Genomic DNA, 17,388 nt, shown 5'->3' on the forward strand with positions numbered 1-17,388 from the left:
TGCAGGGCGGGAAGCCCTGCTAGTCCATTCATCATCCCGCCGAAGGCGGTTTCATATTCTGCCTTCTACTCTTCGCCTTTGCGCGTCATGTACAGGAACAGCAGGGCCATTCTGGTTACTACGCCGCTGGACACCTGATCGAGCACCAGCGAATCGGCGCAGTCGGCCAGATCGGACGCGATTTCCACGCCGCGATTCATGGGCCCGGGATGCATGATCTTCACATCCGGGTTGGCGAGATCGATGTGACGCTGACCCAGACCGAAGGTACGGGAATACTCGCGCAAATCGGGCAGCAGACCGTCCTTCTGACGCTCCAACTGCAGACGCAGACACATGACGGCGTCCACACCCTTGGAGGCTTCGTTGAGATCGGAGTAGACCTTCACCGGCCAATGCTTCACGCCGTGGGGCAGCAACGTGCGAGGCGCACACAGACGAACCTTGGCGCCGAGCTTGTTGAGCAGGATCACGTTGGAACGGGCCACGCGAGAGTGAGCGATGTCACCGAGAATGAGGATCGTCTTGCCCGCCAGATCGCCCCACTCCTGATGCAGGGTGAAGGAATCGAGGAGCGCCTGCGTCGGGTGTGCATGACGACCATCACCAGCGTTGATGATGGCGCAGTCGAGACGATTGGCGAGGAACCGGGCCGCGCCGGAACACCAGTGGCGGATGACGATGGCATCCGGAGCCATGGCCTGCAACGTCAGAGCCGTGTCCTTGAGCGTCTCGCCCTTGGTCAGGCTGGACGAACTCTTTGCCAGCGAAAAGGTGTCAGCGGAAAGCCGTTTACCAGCCACGTCAAAGCTGGTCTTGGTGCGGGTACTCGGCTCCGCGAAAAAGAGGATGACACTCCGGCCCTTGAGGGTCGGCACCTTCTTGACCGGACGTTCCTGCAATTCCTGAAATCTCCCTGCGGTCTCGAAGATCGACATGACCTCGGACTTCGAAAGTTGAGAGACGTCCAATAAATCCTTGTGTAGCCACTTCATGCTGCTGTTGCCTCCAGCCTATTGAAAAAGCTCGTGTATTTTATCGGGAACCGTGGCGAACACAGCCTGTTTGCCGGGTTCCAATGTACCAAGTCTGTCGCCCGCGCCCATTATTTTTGCCGGGGTGCGGGTCAGCATGGCGAGCAACGCCTCAAAGGAGAGTTCGCCATGAAAATTCTGTTTGATATACACCGCCTCGTTCCACAGATCGAGGTCGGTGTTGGATGCCAGCGAGTCGGTGCCGAGACAGAGCGGCGTACCCGAAGCAAACCACTTCTCCCACGGCGCACGGCCCACACCGATGTACTCGTTGGAGCGCGGGCAGAGGCAGACTGTGGCGCCGGACTGGCGCACGCTCTCGATATCCTCGTCCGTCACCTTCACACAGTGTACGGCCAGTGTGGTCTCGTCGAGCAGGCCCAGCTCTACAGCCTGCTGTACCGGACGCTTCTTGGGCGGCGTGAAGTCGAGCAGCCTGCCGCGAGCTTGCAGCAGATCCAGAAACGCGCTCGGCTCGCCCGCCATGATGGCGACTTCGTCATCGTGCTCGGCCAGATGGAGCGAGAACGGCAGGTTGCGTTGCACGGCCTCGGCCTTGGCGCCCTTCAAGACGTCCACATGGGTGGTGTAGAGAGAGTGTCCGGCCACGGAGAGAACTCCGTGATCAAAGTCACCCTTGGGGATGAAGGTCTTGCGCGGCAGTTTTTCGCCGATGGCCTCCACAAAAACCGCAAAAAAAAGACCGGAAGCTTCAAGTACTCCGGCCATGTGTTTTGCAAAACGGGTGGCGATATCCCCGACCATAACGGTCCCGGTTCGCTGCAGCTCTTTCAATGCCTGATCAAGCAACTGGTCATCCAATTCATAGATGGGCTGCTGGAGCAGGTTTTCCACCCACACCACGAAACCCTCGCCAGCCGGGCATTTGCCGAGCAGGTGAGCCAGTTCCAGATGAGAATGGGCATTGACGAGACCGGGAGCAATAGTGACGTCACCAAGATCGGTGACCGTACCGGAAAAGGATGTGCCGAGGTCGGCGTATGTACCGACCTCATGAATAACGCCTCGCTCAACGATGATCGCAGCATTGTCGATCATCGCCCTGCCAGGCGTCATGGTCGCGGCTTTGGCCGCACGAAAGAGTTCAGGCATCCCTGATTCAACACTCCGAAAGTGAGAAATGTACTGGTAAAATGTCCGCGCACGGACTGAAGCTAGGAGATAGCTCTTTTTCCAACCACGGTCCAGAAGAATTCGTATCGATTCGCCCGCAGAACACCCCTGTTATTATTTTGAGACCGGAGTTGTTCCCATCGTGCTTTATGGTAGGATTCGGCAGTTTTTACTGTTTTTCAATATCTACCGAATCGACCTGAGGGAGAGTGCAATGAAAAAAATGTTGCTTATCGCGCTGGTGATGTTCGCTTTTTCCGCGTCGGCATGTCTGGCCGGAGAAATCAATCTGGTGGGAACATGGCAGGGCGACATGTCGCTGCACAATGAGCACACCGGCTTTGTCTACAAGAAGGACAACTCCACCAAGCTCATTATCGAAAAGGAAGAAAACGGCGCATTCTACGGCAAGCGTGAATGGACCCGCAACGGCACTGATTACGTGGAAGGCTTCTCAGGTGTCATGAGTCCGGACGGCAGGCGCCTCTACTTTGCAGGTCATGACGATGGGTACTTCTTTGCCGACGTGCTGGGTTTTGACGAGCTGACCGTCTACTATCTGGAAGACGGCGGCGAGGCCAAGGCCATCCGACAGAATCTGAAGCGGGTCAAATAGCTTCAGTTCAGAGAAAAAACCTCTTCGGTAACGTACCGAATCGTATCGCGGGACAGCCCGAGCTTAGCATACGCTGACTTCAACTCGTTGCCGTGTCCCATGAGTTCGCCCTGATAACGACGAGGCACTTCAAACAGTTCTGGCTTGCTGCCGAACTCGGCCACGTTGGCGCGCACGATTTCCAGCAGCGCCAACCCTCTCGCGGATTGCCCCAAGGCGGGATGCCACGGTCCGGCAAGGATATGCTCGGCCAGTGTCCCTTCTGGTGGCAGCCCGAGTCGGATCACACGCACGCCTTTTTCCCAGAAGGCCAGCAATGCTTCGCCCAATTCCTGTTTGGCCCGCTCCAACGACCACGGCTCGAACTCACCCTTTCTCCATATCTCCGCCAGCGGTGTTCCGTCGATGACAAGGCATGGATAGATGCGGGCCACCTCCGGCCCAAGCAGCGCCGCGGTGCGCACATCATCCAGAAAGACGCCGGGGCGATCTCCGGGCAGGCCGGGCAACAACTGTACACCCAGTGCCAAGCCGCTGCGCTGCACCATGGAGCACCCCTGCAGGGCCGTTTCTCCGCTGTATCCACGCCCGGACCGTCTGAGCACTTCATCATCGAACGACTGGATACCGAGTTCCACCATATCCAGCCCCTGCGCCCTGAGCATACTCAGCGAAAACTCATCCACGCAGTCCGGTCTCGTCGAGCAGCGCACATGCGTGATCAGGCCTCGTTCCCGATACCGCATGGCCAGCCCCAGAAACATCTCGGGCCACGGCGACGGCAGTGCCGTGAAGGTGCCGCCATAGAAGGCCAGTTCATACGGCCCCCGGCCATCGCTCAGCGCCTGATCCAGATCCTTTTCCGTTTCCTTGAGGATCGATTCCAATGCGGTTTCGGTGCGCCCCGTCTGTTTGTCCTGCGCACAGAACACACATCGGTACGGGCAGCCCGCAAACGGCAAGAAGACCGGCCACACCTTGGTAGGCGACGGCTCCGGTTCAGGATGGGTGAATGTGAGATGATTTGACATATTGGGGAAGAGGTAGGGATGCCGCTTCGCGGCGATTGTCAGGTGATTTCGCCTCCGGCGGGCAAGGACTCGCGCCCTTGCATCCCGATTATGCGCCTTCGGCGCGAAATTTAGTTGCGCCAAAGGCGCAGAGTGGGATTCCAAAGGGTATAGCCCTTTGGCCGCCGGAGGCGAAATCACCTATCAAATGGAGGCCAAAGGCCGAATTCCCATTCTGATTTTACCTGTTCATCCATTCCCAAGCGTGGCGAATGGTCTCCAGAATATCGGTATACTGCGGCTCCCAACCGAGCTTCTCCTTGGCCAGCGTCCTGTCGGCCACCAACCGGGACGGATCGCCGGGGCGGCGCTCACCAAGGATAGGCACAATGGGATCGCCTGTCACCTTGCGCGCGGCCTCGATGATTTCCTGCACGGAATTACCGGTGCCGGTACCGAGATTAATGGCAATGGACTCGTTGTCAGCCAGATAATCCAACGCACGAATGTGGGCATCGGCCAGATCACAAACGTGAATGTAATCACGGATGCAGGTGCCATCAGGCGTATCGTAGTCGGTGCCGAATACGGAAATATTCCAATCAGGGTCCTTGGCAGCGCGAAGTACGAGCGGGATCAAATGGGACTCGGGATCGTGAGATTCGCCGATCTCGCCGTCGGGATCGGCCCCGGCAGCGTTGAAATAACGGAGCGCACAGAACTTGGTGCCGTAGGCCATGCTGAAATCCTCCAACATGCGCTCGACCATGAACTTGGACCAACCATAGGGATTGATGGGCCACTGCGGGTGATCCTCGGTGATGGGCACCTGATTAGGCATGCCGTACATGGCGGCGGTGGAAGAGAAGACGAAGCGGTCGCAACCGTGATCTCGCATGGCCTCCAACACGGTCAGGGTACCGCAGGAGTTGTTGCGGTAGAAACTGCCCGGGTCCTTCATGGAGATGCCCACCTCGATGAAGGCGGCGAAATGGATCACACCGGACGGCTGGTACTTCTCGAAAATCTCATCCAGCACGGCACGGTCAGCGATATCGCCCTTGACCAGCGGCCCCCACTTCACGGCCCAGTCGTGCCCATTGGACAAATTGTCCAACACAATGGGCGTGAACCCGCGCTGCGCCAAAGCCTTGCACGTATGACTGCCAATGTATCCGGCTCCGCCGGTAACGAGGATATTTTTGTTCATGGAAGGCTCTATATACAATTCACGCCGAATTGAAAATCACAACCAGGCAAAAAAACGCCCCCTCCCCCCGGATAACGCCCAAGGTGAAGCAGCGCAGCGCCCTTCACCGCTCCCCCACCAAACCTCTTCTCCCCGACCACGCGAGGCTTTGGAGAGTGGTGCAGCTGCAAGGCGGCGGGCACGAGGGAACCGGAGGCGTAGCACAGCTACGGTGAGGATTCACTCGTCGCCCGACAACGCAGCAGATGCGCCGCTATCCAAAGCCGACTGCCCCAATTGCCAAATTGGGGCAATTAATATAGCGTTCGCCTGACTTATATGGGCGGTGAACCTGATGAATCTGAAAAGGAAAAAGCAAAAGTCGGAACGGGTCCGAAACGTACTCATGATCCTTTTCGCTCTGGGAGTCGTGGTGATCTTCTTCAACCTCGACGTCATGCGAAAAGGTGAATCCGTGTTCAGCCGGACAGCGGACAAGAAGCTGCGCTTCACAGGAGACCTGAAGAGAGAGGCATACTCCAAGTCCGAAGTGGACCGGTTGGTGAAATACATTAAACGGTACAACGACCTCATCGACACGGCCACAGTGGAAACCACACTGCAGGACCCGTACAAAAAGGTCACAGGCAAAAGCCAGATGATCTTCGAGGTCCACCTGGTCATGATGGACGGAACCACCATATCCACCCCGACGAGACGCATCACACGCACCAGACTGGTCGACGACATTCTGGCCAAAATGAGTAAGGATATCCGAGCCTACAGGAAGCTCCTCAAGGACGGCAAGAAGGTCAAATCACTAGTCAACACCATGTAATCCCGCGACAATGAAACAATACGACGTCATCATCTGCGGCGGCGGCCCTGCCGGGGCCACTGCCGGTACCATTCTGGCGGCCAAGGGCCACTCCGTAGCCATCCTCGATAAAGCCACGTTCCCGCGCAAAAAACTCTGCGGTGGCCTGCTCACCTGGAAATCCGTCAAGCTGCTGGAAACCGCCTTTGGCGAAACCCCGGAAAGCCTTACGGACGCAGGCGTCATCAACTACGCCTCTGACCAATTTTCCATCCGCACCTATGAAAGCTCCATAGCAAATGGCGGTCTGCCCTACCCATTCCACTTCGTGGACAGGACACCCTTTGATGCGCGCCTGCTTGAAAACGCTAGAAATTCAGGATGTGACACTTTTGAAGATGTCAAAGTCGAACAAGTTGACACCCTGAGCGGTGTCGTCAAAACGTCTTGTGAGAAAGAATTTCACGGGAAATACATTCTTGGCGCTGATGGAGCCAACTCCGTGGTGCGTCGCGCGTTCCCGAACTACAACCGCGACCGCTTCAAAAATTTCATGGCCCCGGCGCTGGAGATTTCCTTCCCCCTCGACCACTTCCCGAGGGCAGTTCTGCATCCCGAACTGGTCATCGGATTCATGGATGCGGGCTACGGATGGGTCTTCCCCAACCAAGATCGCGTGGTTGTGGGAATTTGCGGCCTTCGACAAGAAAAAGTCAATTTTTCCGATCTCTTTAGAGAATATCTAGAATTTCTTGAGATCGAACAATTGCATATTCCGGAGTTCCACGGGCATCCTTTGCCCTACGGAAACTACCTCGAAAACCCGGTGCATGGCCGCGCGTTGTTGGCCGGTGATGCAGGTGGTTTTGTGGAGCCTCTGTTCGGTGAGGGAATCTTCTTTGCGCTCTGTTCCGGCTACTATGCCGGACACGCGTTGGCTGAGGCGCTCACCAAGCGCACCGAGCCCGGACCGATCTATTCCAGCCGGATGCACACGCACCTCATTCCCGAGATCAAGGCGTCCGACCGGTTGCGCTGGGTGCTCTTCAAGTCCATGAGCAGTGCCGGCCCCAAGTCCATCGACCTTTTCGTCAACAGTCTCACCACGCCGCTCGCCGAGATGGTGCACGGCATCAGGTCCTATCGCTGGCTCCGAAAGAAAGAGTGGGATTTTTAGCGCTGCCGCGAGCCTCCTCGCCGGAGGGGCCGCTTCGCCAGCGGGGCGTCTCCGACGGCCTAAGAACCTTTTGTAAAAGGTTCTTAGGGATCTCCAAAACTTTTTATTTCTCGCTTCGCTCGGGGTGTGCTGTTGCCGAAGCTACAGCTCCTCCGCACACGCTGCGCCGGATGCGAATGCCCACTGCAAGTTAAATCCACCCAAGTGGCCGGTTACGTCGAGGGTTTCGCCTACGATGTGGAGGCCGGGGATGTCTTTTACCTCGAAGGTTTTGGAGGACACGACGTCCGTGTTCACGCCGCCAACCGTGACTTCGGCTTTGCCGTAGCCTTCGGTGGAGGCCGGGGTGATGCGGAAGCGGTGGATGCGGTTTTCTGCGGCCTCGATATTTGCCTTGGAAAGTTGGCTGACAGGGGTTTCGAGCAGGTCGCCGGACAGGAGATGCGGTACGAGACGTTTGGGCAGGATGCGGCCGAGCAGCGTTTTGAACTGCAGGTTGGAGCTGCGGTTGTCTTCGATGAGATCGGCAATAGGCTGCGTGGGGAGAAAGTCGATCAGGATGGATTCTCCTTCGCGCCAATAGGATGAAATCTGGAGCACTGCCGGACCGGAAATACCCTTATGCGTGAACAGGAGCGGATCGGTGAACGCGTTTCCGTCAAAGGAGATGGTCACGGGCAGGGCGTTACCTGCGAGCTCTTCGCACATGCTGCGTCGGCTGCGCGGGAACACCAGCGGCACAAGCCCCGGACGGGGGCGAACTATGGGCAAATTGAATTGCTTGGCGAGGCGGAAACCGAGATCGGTCGCGCCCACTTGCGGCCAGGACGGGCCACCGAGAGCGATGACGAGCTTCTCCGCTTCAAAAATTTCATCTCCCGTACGAACCCGGAACGGCCCGGGGCCTTCCACCTGTTCGATATTGCGGTCGAGCAGGATATCGACGCCGAGCTTTTTACACTGATCCACAAGCGCACCCGCAAGACGACCTGCGCCCTCAAGGGTGAACAGTTGGCCGTGTTCGCGCTCTTCATACGAGATGCCGTGTTCGGCAACGAATGAAATCACATCCCACTGATTATGCCGGGCCAGTGCGGATTTCACGAAGTGCGGGTTGGCGCAGAGATAGTTGGTCGGCTCCACATTCATGTTCGTGAAGTTGCATTTGCCGCCTCCGGCAACGCGCACTTTACGGGCCGGTTTCTGGCCGTGGTCCAAGATGGCAACGCTGAGCCCTTTGGCTGCCGCGTGCATTCCGCAATACAGGCCGGACGCACCAGCGCCCAGTATGATAACATCGTAGTTCTTGCTCATGGTGGGCGGACCCTATCAGGGAAGCCGAGGAGTCGCCAGCACGGAATACCACCTTCCCTTCCGCAAAAGTTTCTGCTACAAGCGACGGACCTAATAGAGATTTCACGGGAGGATGTGATTATGATGGGTTATTTCTGGTTTTTCTTGGGTTTGTTCATGACCATCGGTGCGTTGGTGATGATCAAGGTCAGCTCTCCGAACGAAAAGTAGTTCTTTGCTGACACAATTTTACGTCGGGTAACCGGCAATCAGGAGGAATCGGTCCGGGCCGATTCCTCCTTTTTATTTGATATCTGAGCTTGTTCGTAGAAGAGTAAGAGCCGCCCATACGGGCGGATGAAGAATGGACTAGCAGGGCTGCCTGCCCTGCACCCGGCTTAAGGCCGAGGGCCTTAAGAATCCCATGTGCGCCTGTCGGCGCAAGGGGTTATATTAATAGAAATGCCTTTCACCCTCGATCGCCCTCGAGCGAAGCGAGCGACAAAAAGTTTAGGAGGGTGTCGGGAACCCTTTACAAAGGGTTCCTGACCCGTCGGAGACGCCCCACCGGCGAGGTGGCCCCGCTGGCAAGCGCCGCCGGAGGCCAACATTCGGAGATACAAACATGATTATCTATTCTTGGAACGTTAACGGCTACCGCGCCGTGCTCAAAAAGGACTTCCGCGACTGGCTGGACGGCTGCGGCGCTGACGTGGTCATGCTGCAGGAAACCAAAGCCCACCCGGACCAGATCGACGAGGAGAACCGTGAACCGGACTCCTACTCCAACGCCTACTGGAACTGGTCCAAGAAAAAGAAGGGCTATTCCGGCGTGGCGTGCTTCACCAACCCGGAACCGCTTGCGGTGAACATCGGCCTGCCCGATCCGGCTTACCGGGATGAGGGGCGCGTGCTGCATTTGGAATACCCGGACTTCCACCTGTTCAACATCTACTTCCCCAATGGGCAGATGTCTGACGAACGACTGGAATTCAAGATGGGCTTCTATGACTGCTTCCTCGCCCACGCTGAGGAACTGCGCAAAGACAAACCCATCGTGGTGGGCGGCGACTTCAATACGGCGCACAAGGAAATCGACCTCAAGAATCCCAAGTCCAATGCCGAACGATCCGGCTTCCTGCCCATCGAACGCGCATGGCTCGATAAATTCATCGACCACGGCTACGTGGACACCTTCCGCATGTTCGAGGATGGCCCGCACCACTACTCGTGGTGGTCCTATCGCTTCAACGCCCGCAAAAACAACGCGGGATGGCGCATCGACTACTTCTTTGTCTCCGAAGAACTGCGCGACAAGGTAACCAACGCATGGATCGAACCCGATGTCATGGGTTCGGACCACTGCCCCATCGCCATTGAGTTGGATTTGTAGATAATAGCAAAAAGACGGCCCTCATCAGACAAGGTCTTTTCTGAAATCATTGTAAAAAGCCCTCGACTTAGTCGAGGGCTTTTTTTGCGTAGAATCAGCAGTAAGTAGAACTATAGGTTTATCCGCTTCGACGAGCCATCATAGCGGATATCAGCGAGACCAAACAGCCAAACATTATGAAGCCAAGCACTGCTTCGATGCAAATAAGAACAAATTCGCCCGGCGAATGGGCACTGGAGTCAACAAATCCAAAAGACGTGAAGGCCATAACGCTAGAGACAAGAGACCGTTGTGTCCCCGCCCAATCGAAGAACACCGCAAAAATGCCAATAATGAAAAGACACCATACAAGCAAAAGCTCCCAACAACGACCACAGTCAGAAGTATAGCTCCATAAAAAATGTTTCACAGGATGCTTTTCTTTGGTTTCTTCAATGTAATCCAAATCACTAACATGCTGAACAAAACGTTGACTTCCGCGACTTCCAGAAATGATGTTGTTTCGGCATTTCATCCTGTTGTCGTATTTAACGCCCATGACATTTGTGTCAGACAAATCAGCATTACTAAGTCTAGCCCCCCTAAGATCTGCTTCAAGCAAGTTAGCCATATTGAACTTTGCACGAATAAGTTTCGTCCCTGAGAAGTCTGAACTCTCAAGATAAGCACCACAGAATTTTGCTTCATTAAGGTTTGCTCCTTGAAAGTTAGTCATATACAGACTTGCGCCTCGGAAGTCCGTTCTCCAAAGATTAGCTCCTCTCAAATCCCTACCAGAGAGATCTGCATGACTGAGGTCCGGGATAATGTCTGGCTCATCGTTTCTCCACTCATTCCATGCCTCAACGCCTTGTTCCAACATCATTTTATGCTCTAGATTCGCCATAATCTATTTCTCCACAGTACGTTCAAGATAGGAAAGCCTTTTGGAGAACGAACTGTTCCTGATCTTTTGAGATTGTCAATAAGCTTGGCAGTGTAAGACGTGTAAATCAACATGAATTTATTAATGAATCTTGAAGACATATTTTCTAATTCAAAACCACTGGCAATCATTCACCCACAAGAATAATCCCCAGCTTGCTCAAGCAAGCTGGGGATCAAAACGATCAGACGGGCCTTCGTCAGAATCTATAAGAAACGCCTTGCTCATCAGGTGGCCTTTCTCGTTTCTGCCTCAAAAACACTATCTCTCCCACATTCCGCTCTGCACCCAGCCGAGGTGCTGACGAGCGATGTGCGCCGCCACTTCCTTGGCTTCGTCGAGGCCAAAAGTCGGCTGGCCGGTATCCACGCCCACATCGCTGACCATGGCGATGAGTTTCTTGTCCTTTTCGTTGCCAGTGGAACAAAGCGGATGCTCATGGGCTTCCGAGCGATGAATTTCGATCTTGGGATAATCGGAGCGGAAATAGCCTTCGGTAATGATCAATTTGCGATCGCTGAAAAATTGTTCGGCCAGTTGCTCAAGGGAAAGCTCGCGCTCCACTTTTTTAATAAGGGCGACGCGATCGGGTGACGAGACCACCACGGTTTCGGAACCGGCCTGACGGTGTCGCCACGAATCCTTGCCTTCCACGTCCATTTCAAAGGAATGAGCATCATGCTTGATGGTGCCCACAGAAATGCCGAGCGCCCTGAGTTCAGGCAGGAGCTTTTCGATAAAGGTTGTTTTTCCGGACTTTTTCTTGCCGACGATGCAGATGATGGGTGGGGCCATGTGATCTCCGTGGTCAGTGTGAAATCTCGACTAAATGGTGGTGCGTTGCACCGTATCTCCAGAGTCCTTTATAAGTCACTATAAGGGAAAACGCCATGGCCGGACATCAAAGATCTGGCCCGGAGGGATAGTCATGGAATCCTTTGATTACGAAGTTCACGAATACCGAGGTGGTTTCAGCCGCACCCCGATCAAATCGATTAGGGAAGTACCTCTGACCATTACGCTCAACGGGCGTGAGGTCGTCACGCTGTTATGCACGGCAAAGTATCCGGAATACCTAGCCATCGGTTTTCTGAAATCCGATGCATTCATTTCCAGCCCGGATCAGGTCACCGACCTGACCGTCCGCGACGAGGGCGACCGCCTTCTGGCCGAGGTGGAGACCTGCCACGATCCGTGGGAGGGCCGCGTCATGGAGCGTTCCATCACCTCTGGCTGCGGCAAGGGCACCAATTTCGGACGCAACGTCACCACCATCTCCAAACGCCGGGTAGAGGGCGACATCAAGGTCACCCCCGAGCAGATTCTGAAACTCACCAATGAGTTGCATGAACGCTCCACCCTTTACAATGCCACGCGTGGGTGCCACAATTCCTCACTGTGCACCCCTGACGAAATGCTTTTGTTCAGGGAAGATATCGGGCGACACAACGCCATAGACATGATCTGCGGCCAGTGCTTCCTCGACAATGTGTCCGTGGAAGACAAAATGATCGTGTCTACCGGCCGCATCGCCTCGGAGATTCTGCTGAAAGTGGTACGCATCGGCGTCCCCATCATGGTCTCCACGGCCGTGGCCACCAGCTTCTCCGTCGAGCTCGCCCGCAAAACCGGTATTACCTTGGTCGGCAACGTCAAGAAGGACAGCTTCTGGGTCTATAACGACAAGGGCCGAATAACAGGATTCTGACAATGAAAAAAAACACCGTCCCCCGCAGCCGAGCAATCCGACGCCTCCTCAAAAATATCCGGCTGCGGGAGGCGGTGTTTGTCCCACCCCATCAGGCCATCGGCCTGATCGCCCACAACGACATTTCCGCCCACTGCGACGTTCCCGAACGAGCCTGTTCCGTCCGCGACGGCTATGCCATGCGTAGCGCCGACATTGAGCGCGCCGCGCCCATGGACCCGATCCGCCTCTCCGTGACCCATACCGTGTGTGCTGAATCCCTCGACGCCAGACCCGTGGCAGAAGGCTGCGCGGCCCGCGTGCTCACCGGGGGTATGGTGCCGCCTTGCGCCGATGTGGTGCTGGCCGAGGAAGACGTGGCCGAAGAGGAAGACGCCATCCTTGTCCGCGCCCCCGCCCGTCCCGGCTGGTTTGTACGCCGCGCCGGGGGCGAGATCGGCCAAGGTGAAGTCATCACCCGCGCCGGACAGCCCATTACTCCGCAGGCCGCCGCCGTCATGGTCCGCACGCGCATCAACACGGTTCCGGTGCACCCCGCGCCCACGGCCCGAGTCATTTCCCTGGGCAGCGAACTTTCCAACCCGCTCTGTTGCGGCGAAGAGTGCGAAGGCGCCCATTTCCCGGCCGACAACCTCGTCCTCGCCAGTGGTCTTCTGTCCCGTGCCGGGGCCGATGTCACTGCTGCCGACGTGCTCCCTGACGTGGAGAACCGTCTCATTCAGGCTCTTTCCGCCCACGATCTGCCCGACATGGTCATCACCACTGGCGGCACCGGTCGCAGCGAGCGAGATTTCGCCCGCTCCAGCGCCCTTGAGGCCGGTTTCGAAATTCTGATCAATCGCGTGGACATCCGTCCCGGCCGCAACATGTTCGTCGCCATCCGCGACACCACCATTCTTTTCGGTCTGCCCGGACCACCCGCCGCGGTCTTCGCCTGTTTCCACGCCATGGTGCTCCCCATGCTCGCCGCGCTCCGCGGTTTGCCGCAAGCCGAACCGCTTCGCGCCCGTCTCACCGAAGGCGTCTCCGCCAAGCCCGACGGTGAGTGGATCGTCCTCTGCGAACTCGCGCAGCAAGGAGCCGAGATCACCGCCCGTCCCCTCGCCGGGAAAGACACGCCGCCCATGCTCGCCATCGGCCTCGCACACGGCGTCGCCATCCTCGGCAGCGGCCAGTCCCTCCTCCCCGGCGACGAAGTAGAAATCTTTTCTGTTTAAGAAGCGCCTCCGGCGGCTGGGGGAAGGGGAGGAAAAACCCTTTGAGAAGGGTTCTTTCCTCCCCTTCCCCCAGACCCCCATCCCCTCCTTTTCCCAAACTTTTTATCTGCGCATCCGCGCGGGTGGGGATAGGTTTCAATGCCGCCCGTCTTCTCAGCACTTCATCGGGTTAAGATAACGTCAGATTAAGATTAACGAACTTCGCGAACGCACACCCCCGAGCGAAGCGAGCGACAAAAAGTTTAGGAGGGTGTCGGGAACCCTTTACAAAGGGTTCCTGACCCGTCGGGCTTCAGCCGTCAGCGAGTCTTCGAGCGTTACGGATGTAGACAGCAGCGATAGACGCCCCGCTGGCGAAGCGGCCCGCCCGGCGAGGGCCCGGCCCGCCGGAAGCATCCCACGAAAAAGGGCCGCTCACGGTGAGCGCCCCCCTATCCCGACCATCTAAATGGGGTTAGATGGTTTAATCAGCAATCTTCTTCATGAGCCAGGCCATGTTCTTGCCGAGCACTTCCATGGTTTCCATACCCTCGACGTCGTTGGTGACGTCTCCCTTGTCGAGCCCACGTCCGAGATTCCAGTAGCGGGAACCGGGAACGATCATCTGCTCGATGAAGAAAAAGGCATTGAGGGCGTTGAACACCTGAATGGAACCACCGCGACGGTTGGCAACGACACCGGCACCGACCTTGCGGGCATACATGTCATCGTTGGCGCGGCCGACCATGCCTGCGCGATCGATGAGACACTTCATTTCGGGCGACAGGTTGGCGAAATAGGTGGGGGAACCGAGAATGATGCCGTCGGCCTCATCCATGGCAGCGATGCACTCGTTGATGAAGTCGTTATCAACAGCACATTTGCGGTCCTTATTCTGGAAACACTTGTAGCAGGCGATGCAGCCGCGCATGGACTTGCCGCCGAGCTCGATGAGACTGGTCTCGATGCCCTCGGCTTCGAGTACGGAAAAGACCTTCTGAATCATCTGGGAGGTGTTGCCGCCTTTCCGGGCGGAACCACTGATACCAACAACTTTCATACTGTCCTCCTAAAAGGAATTGTAGTGAATGCGATCTTCCTTGAAACGACTCTCGGACTTGGGCTGCTGCGCAGGCCAGCCGATGGGAGTAAACCCGAGGGGGATGACATTCTCGGGCATGTTGAACATCTTCTTGAAGGCAGAAACACGGTCCTCCATGGGATAAACGCCGGTCCAGACTGCGCCCAGACCCAGATCGTGAATGGCGAGAAGCATGTTCTGCATGGCGGCGGCACAATCCTGCACCCAGTAACCGGGATACTTTTCGAGGGAGAGGTCGGCGCAGACAACGATGCCGAGCGGTGCCTGTTTCACCATTTTGATATGGGGATGCAGCTCTGCCATGCCATCGAGCGTGGCGCGGTCGTTAACCACCAGAAAGCGCCACGGCTGGGCATTGCCCGCGCTGGGCGCCATCATGGCAGCATCCAGAATCTCGCGGACCATCTCGTCGGGAATGGGCTTGTCTTCATACTTGCGAATACTTCGGCGCGTACGGATTGCTTCCATCAGTTCCATTTCTATCTCCTTTTCGAGGCGGCGAAACCGTTGTTTACGATGAGTAGGTTCTCTGCTAATAGTAGCAATAGGTCAAGTACGCACCTTAAAGTATCATAGTTACCAAAAGGATACTATTGAGATACACCCACCCGAGAATAGCTCAAACGGGAGAAGGTGCGACAGTATAATCCATCAAGAGGGAGAACCGACATGGCCGGAGAATGCGGACTGAAAGTTTGCGGAGACAAGAAATACTATTGCACAGTGGAGTTGACACTGCAGGTGATAGGCGGCAAATGGAAGCCCATCATCATCTACCGCCTGGCCAAGGATGGCACCTTGCGATTCAGCGAGATCAAACGCGCCATCCCCAACATCACCCAGAAGATGCTGACCCAGCAACTGCGCGAGTTGGAAGCGGACGGCATTGTCCACCGCGAGGTCTACCCGCAGGTGCCGCCCAAGGTGGAATACTCCATGACGGAACTGGGCCAGACCATAGTGCCGGTCATTCATTCCCTGTGCCAATGGGGAGAACGATACAGGGATGAATACGGCAAGCAGACAGCACAGGCAGAGGCCGTCTGATTGAGACTTTTATAAATCCGCAGTTCCCCCTTTCACCCGAGCGCCAGTTGAGGTAGATTACCTTTATATATTGAGTTCCGAGGGAAGTTCATGACCGACGACAGGCAGAACGAAAACACCAACCGCACCTTGCGGGAAATCAAGGACGAAGTCGCACAGCAAATGGAAACGCTGTCCGGCACGATCCCTGACGAACTGCGTGCGGTCTACGAAAACCTCAAGGAATACGAAGCGACGCTGAAAAGCCGAGAGCAGTCCATGCAGGGCGCGCTGGTGAATCTGGTGGACGACATGTCCCAGACCAGCCAGACCCTGACGGAAACCGGTTCCCGGCTGGAAGGCATCCTGGAAGCGGCCAAGGATGTGGCCTTTATTATCGTGGACAGGGAGACCGACAAGATCGTCGAGTTCAGCACCGGCGCGGAGTACATCTTCGGCTACCAACGCGAAGAGATGCTCGGCGACTCCATGGATTTCCTCTGCCAGTCGGATTTAGATGGCACCTGTCCCATGAACGACCTGAACCGGGCCCGCCAGATCATGCGCCGCAAATCCGGCGAAACATTTCCTGCCGTCTATTCCACCTATCCGCTCAAGGACAATAACGAAGTCCATGTGGCCACACTGGTCATCGCCCTCGACGTAACCCGGCAGGTGAAGGCCGAGAACGAAATCAAGATGGTCATCGAGTCGTCGCCCATCCCCCTGCTCAAGGTGGAGAAGACCGACCACGGCGACATCATCCGGGAACTCAACCCCGAAGCGGTCAAGATGTTCGGCGAGTCCGCCCTGAATACACCGGTGAATGACTTCATCACGGCCAAGCCGGAGCAGGAAGACGGGCTGGAAGACATGCGCGGCGAGCGGTGCGAAGTTCACACCCCGGACGGGGTACGACAGGCCATCCGCACAGGGCATCAGCCTGTAGACAGGATCGAGATTCAGGCGGTCATGGATGTGGGCGTATTGCTGGAAGCCAAGGAAGCCGCAGAAGACGCCAGCCGGGTCAAGTCCGATTTTCTGGCCAACATCAGCCATGAGATCCGGACACCGCTCAACGTCCTCCTCGGCATGCTCCAGTTGTTCGAGGAGTTCGATCTGGACGATGAGGCCAACGAGATGCTGGCCCACGCCACGGGAGCGGCCAAATCCCTGCTCGCCCTGCTCAACGATATCCTTGATTTCTCCGTGGTGGAAGCCCGCGCCTTTGCCCTCGACGAGCAGGAGTTCAACCTGCGCGAGATGGTCGAGCTGGTGGCCGATCCCTACAAGGTGGAAGCGGGCAACAAGGGTGTCGAACTCAGTTACACCATTGGCGATGCCATTCCCGCATTGCTCATGGGCGATGCCCGCCGACTCCGCCAGATTCTCTTTCACGTCACCGGCAATGCGGTAAAATTTACGGACTCCGGCACTATCCATGTCTCGGTTAATTACGAATCGATCACTGAGAACACAGGCACCATTGAGATCTCCGTCACCGACACGGGCATCGGCATGACCGAGAAGCAGATGGCGAACATTTTCGAACCGTTCCGACAGGTCGACGGTTCCCGCAGGCGACGCCATGGCGGCACCGGCATCGGTCTGGCGTTGGTCAACGAGTTTGTCGCGGCCATGGACGGCAAGATAGACATCGACTCGGTTCCGGAACAGGGAACCCGCTTCACCGTCATGGTCCCCATCGCAAAAGTGAACTTTCCTTCCACATAAATACAATTAATCTTTGATACGTTTCCTCTGGCGT

The 17,388-nt window shown here is 56.5% G+C and carries 17 protein-coding genes; 8 read left to right on the plus strand and 9 right to left on the minus strand.

The features are described 5' to 3' along the window. Positions 1-65: 65 nt before the first annotated feature. Both HFN16_RS04755 and HFN16_RS04760 read right to left on the minus strand, forming a co-directional pair. Positions 66-995: an aspartate carbamoyltransferase catalytic subunit gene (locus tag HFN16_RS04755; RefSeq protein ID WP_168889616.1), complete on the minus strand. Its 930-nt coding sequence runs from the start codon at positions 993-995 to the stop codon at positions 66-68. Positions 996-1,013: 18 nt separating this feature from the next. Continuing rightward, positions 1,014-2,147 (minus strand): amidohydrolase family protein, encoded by a 1,134-nt coding sequence (locus HFN16_RS04760; RefSeq protein WP_168889617.1) that lies wholly within the window; start codon positions 2,145-2,147, stop codon positions 1,014-1,016. A gap of 235 nt (positions 2,148-2,382) precedes the next feature. Here HFN16_RS04760 and HFN16_RS04765 point away from each other — a divergent pair, with 235 nt between their 5' ends. Further along, a complete protein-coding gene (locus tag HFN16_RS04765) occupies positions 2,383-2,784 on the plus strand; it encodes a hypothetical protein (RefSeq protein WP_168889618.1) in 402 nt (133 codons plus the stop codon). A gap of 2 nt (positions 2,785-2,786) precedes the next feature. Here HFN16_RS04765 and HFN16_RS04770 read toward each other — a convergent pair whose 3' ends face one another. Together HFN16_RS04770 and galE are read right to left on the minus strand one after the other, a co-directional pair. Then, positions 2,787-3,815 (minus strand): radical SAM protein, encoded by a 1,029-nt coding sequence (locus HFN16_RS04770; protein ID WP_168889619.1) that lies wholly within the window; start codon positions 3,813-3,815, stop codon positions 2,787-2,789. A gap of 220 nt (positions 3,816-4,035) precedes the next feature. Further along, the gene (gene galE / locus HFN16_RS04775; protein ID WP_168889620.1) at positions 4,036-5,004 is read right to left on the minus strand and encodes a UDP-glucose 4-epimerase GalE; all 969 of its coding nucleotides are present in this window, start codon (positions 5,002-5,004) and stop codon (positions 4,036-4,038) included. Positions 5,005-5,338: 334 nt separating this feature from the next. On the opposite strand from galE, the gene HFN16_RS04780 reads away from it, so the two are divergent. Together HFN16_RS04780 and HFN16_RS04785 are read left to right on the plus strand one after the other, a co-directional pair. After that, positions 5,339-5,821 carry a hypothetical protein gene (locus tag HFN16_RS04780; RefSeq protein WP_168889621.1) on the plus strand — a complete coding sequence of 161 codons (483 nt, stop codon included), beginning with the start codon at positions 5,339-5,341 and terminating at the stop codon, positions 5,819-5,821. A gap of 10 nt (positions 5,822-5,831) precedes the next feature. Next, positions 5,832-6,977 carry a geranylgeranyl reductase family protein gene (locus tag HFN16_RS04785; protein ID WP_168889622.1) on the plus strand — a complete coding sequence of 382 codons (1,146 nt, stop codon included), beginning with the start codon at positions 5,832-5,834 and terminating at the stop codon, positions 6,975-6,977. A 141-nt stretch (positions 6,978-7,118) separates the two neighbouring features. Here HFN16_RS04785 and HFN16_RS04790 read toward each other — a convergent pair whose 3' ends face one another. Then, entirely contained in the window at positions 7,119-8,291 is a 1,173-nt protein-coding gene (locus HFN16_RS04790; protein ID WP_168889623.1) for an NAD(P)/FAD-dependent oxidoreductase, read from the minus strand. A 604-nt stretch (positions 8,292-8,895) separates the two neighbouring features. Here HFN16_RS04790 and HFN16_RS04795 point away from each other — a divergent pair. Then, positions 8,896-9,663 (plus strand): exodeoxyribonuclease III, encoded by a 768-nt coding sequence (locus tag HFN16_RS04795; RefSeq protein WP_168889624.1) that lies wholly within the window; start codon positions 8,896-8,898, stop codon positions 9,661-9,663. Positions 9,664-9,781: 118 nt separating this feature from the next. Here the strand turns inward: HFN16_RS04795 and HFN16_RS04800 are convergent, their stop codons facing one another. Then, positions 9,782-10,549 carry a pentapeptide repeat-containing protein gene (locus HFN16_RS04800; RefSeq protein WP_168889625.1) on the minus strand — a complete coding sequence of 256 codons (768 nt, stop codon included), beginning with the start codon at positions 10,547-10,549 and terminating at the stop codon, positions 9,782-9,784. A 300-nt stretch (positions 10,550-10,849) separates the two neighbouring features. Beyond that, positions 10,850-11,383, minus strand: a complete 534-nt coding sequence (gene mobB / locus HFN16_RS04805; protein ID WP_168889626.1) for a molybdopterin-guanine dinucleotide biosynthesis protein B — start codon at positions 11,381-11,383, stop codon at positions 10,850-10,852. Between the two features lie 133 nt (positions 11,384-11,516). Between mobB and fdhD the strand changes: the two genes are divergently transcribed. Further along, entirely contained in the window at positions 11,517-12,296 is a 780-nt protein-coding gene (gene fdhD, locus HFN16_RS04810) for a formate dehydrogenase accessory sulfurtransferase FdhD (protein WP_168889627.1), read from the plus strand. Between the two features lie 2 nt (positions 12,297-12,298). Next, complete coding sequence (locus tag HFN16_RS04815; RefSeq protein ID WP_168889628.1) at positions 12,299-13,513, plus strand: molybdopterin molybdotransferase MoeA; 1,215 nt, start codon at positions 12,299-12,301, stop codon at positions 13,511-13,513. A 463-nt stretch (positions 13,514-13,976) separates the two neighbouring features. On the opposite strand, the gene HFN16_RS04820 is transcribed toward HFN16_RS04815, so the two are convergent. Both HFN16_RS04820 and HFN16_RS04825 read right to left on the minus strand, forming a co-directional pair. Next, entirely contained in the window at positions 13,977-14,552 is a 576-nt protein-coding gene (locus HFN16_RS04820; RefSeq protein WP_168889629.1) for a flavodoxin family protein, read from the minus strand. Between the two features lie 9 nt (positions 14,553-14,561). Then, positions 14,562-15,071, minus strand: coding sequence for a nitroreductase family protein (locus tag HFN16_RS04825; protein WP_168889630.1), 510 nt, complete (start codon positions 15,069-15,071; stop codon positions 14,562-14,564). A gap of 192 nt (positions 15,072-15,263) precedes the next feature. Between HFN16_RS04825 and HFN16_RS04830 the strand changes: the two genes are divergently transcribed. Both HFN16_RS04830 and HFN16_RS04835 read left to right on the plus strand, forming a co-directional pair. Beyond that, positions 15,264-15,641 (plus strand): helix-turn-helix domain-containing protein, encoded by a 378-nt coding sequence (locus HFN16_RS04830; protein ID WP_168889631.1) that lies wholly within the window; start codon positions 15,264-15,266, stop codon positions 15,639-15,641. 90 nt (positions 15,642-15,731) lie between these two features. Next, positions 15,732-17,354, plus strand: coding sequence for an ATP-binding protein (locus HFN16_RS04835; protein ID WP_168889632.1), 1,623 nt, complete (start codon positions 15,732-15,734; stop codon positions 17,352-17,354). Positions 17,355-17,388: the final 34 nt, after the last annotated feature.

The organism is Pseudodesulfovibrio sp. zrk46 (genome assembly GCF_012516435.1).
Lineage (GTDB): Bacteria > Desulfobacterota > Desulfovibrionia > Desulfovibrionales > Desulfovibrionaceae > Pseudodesulfovibrio.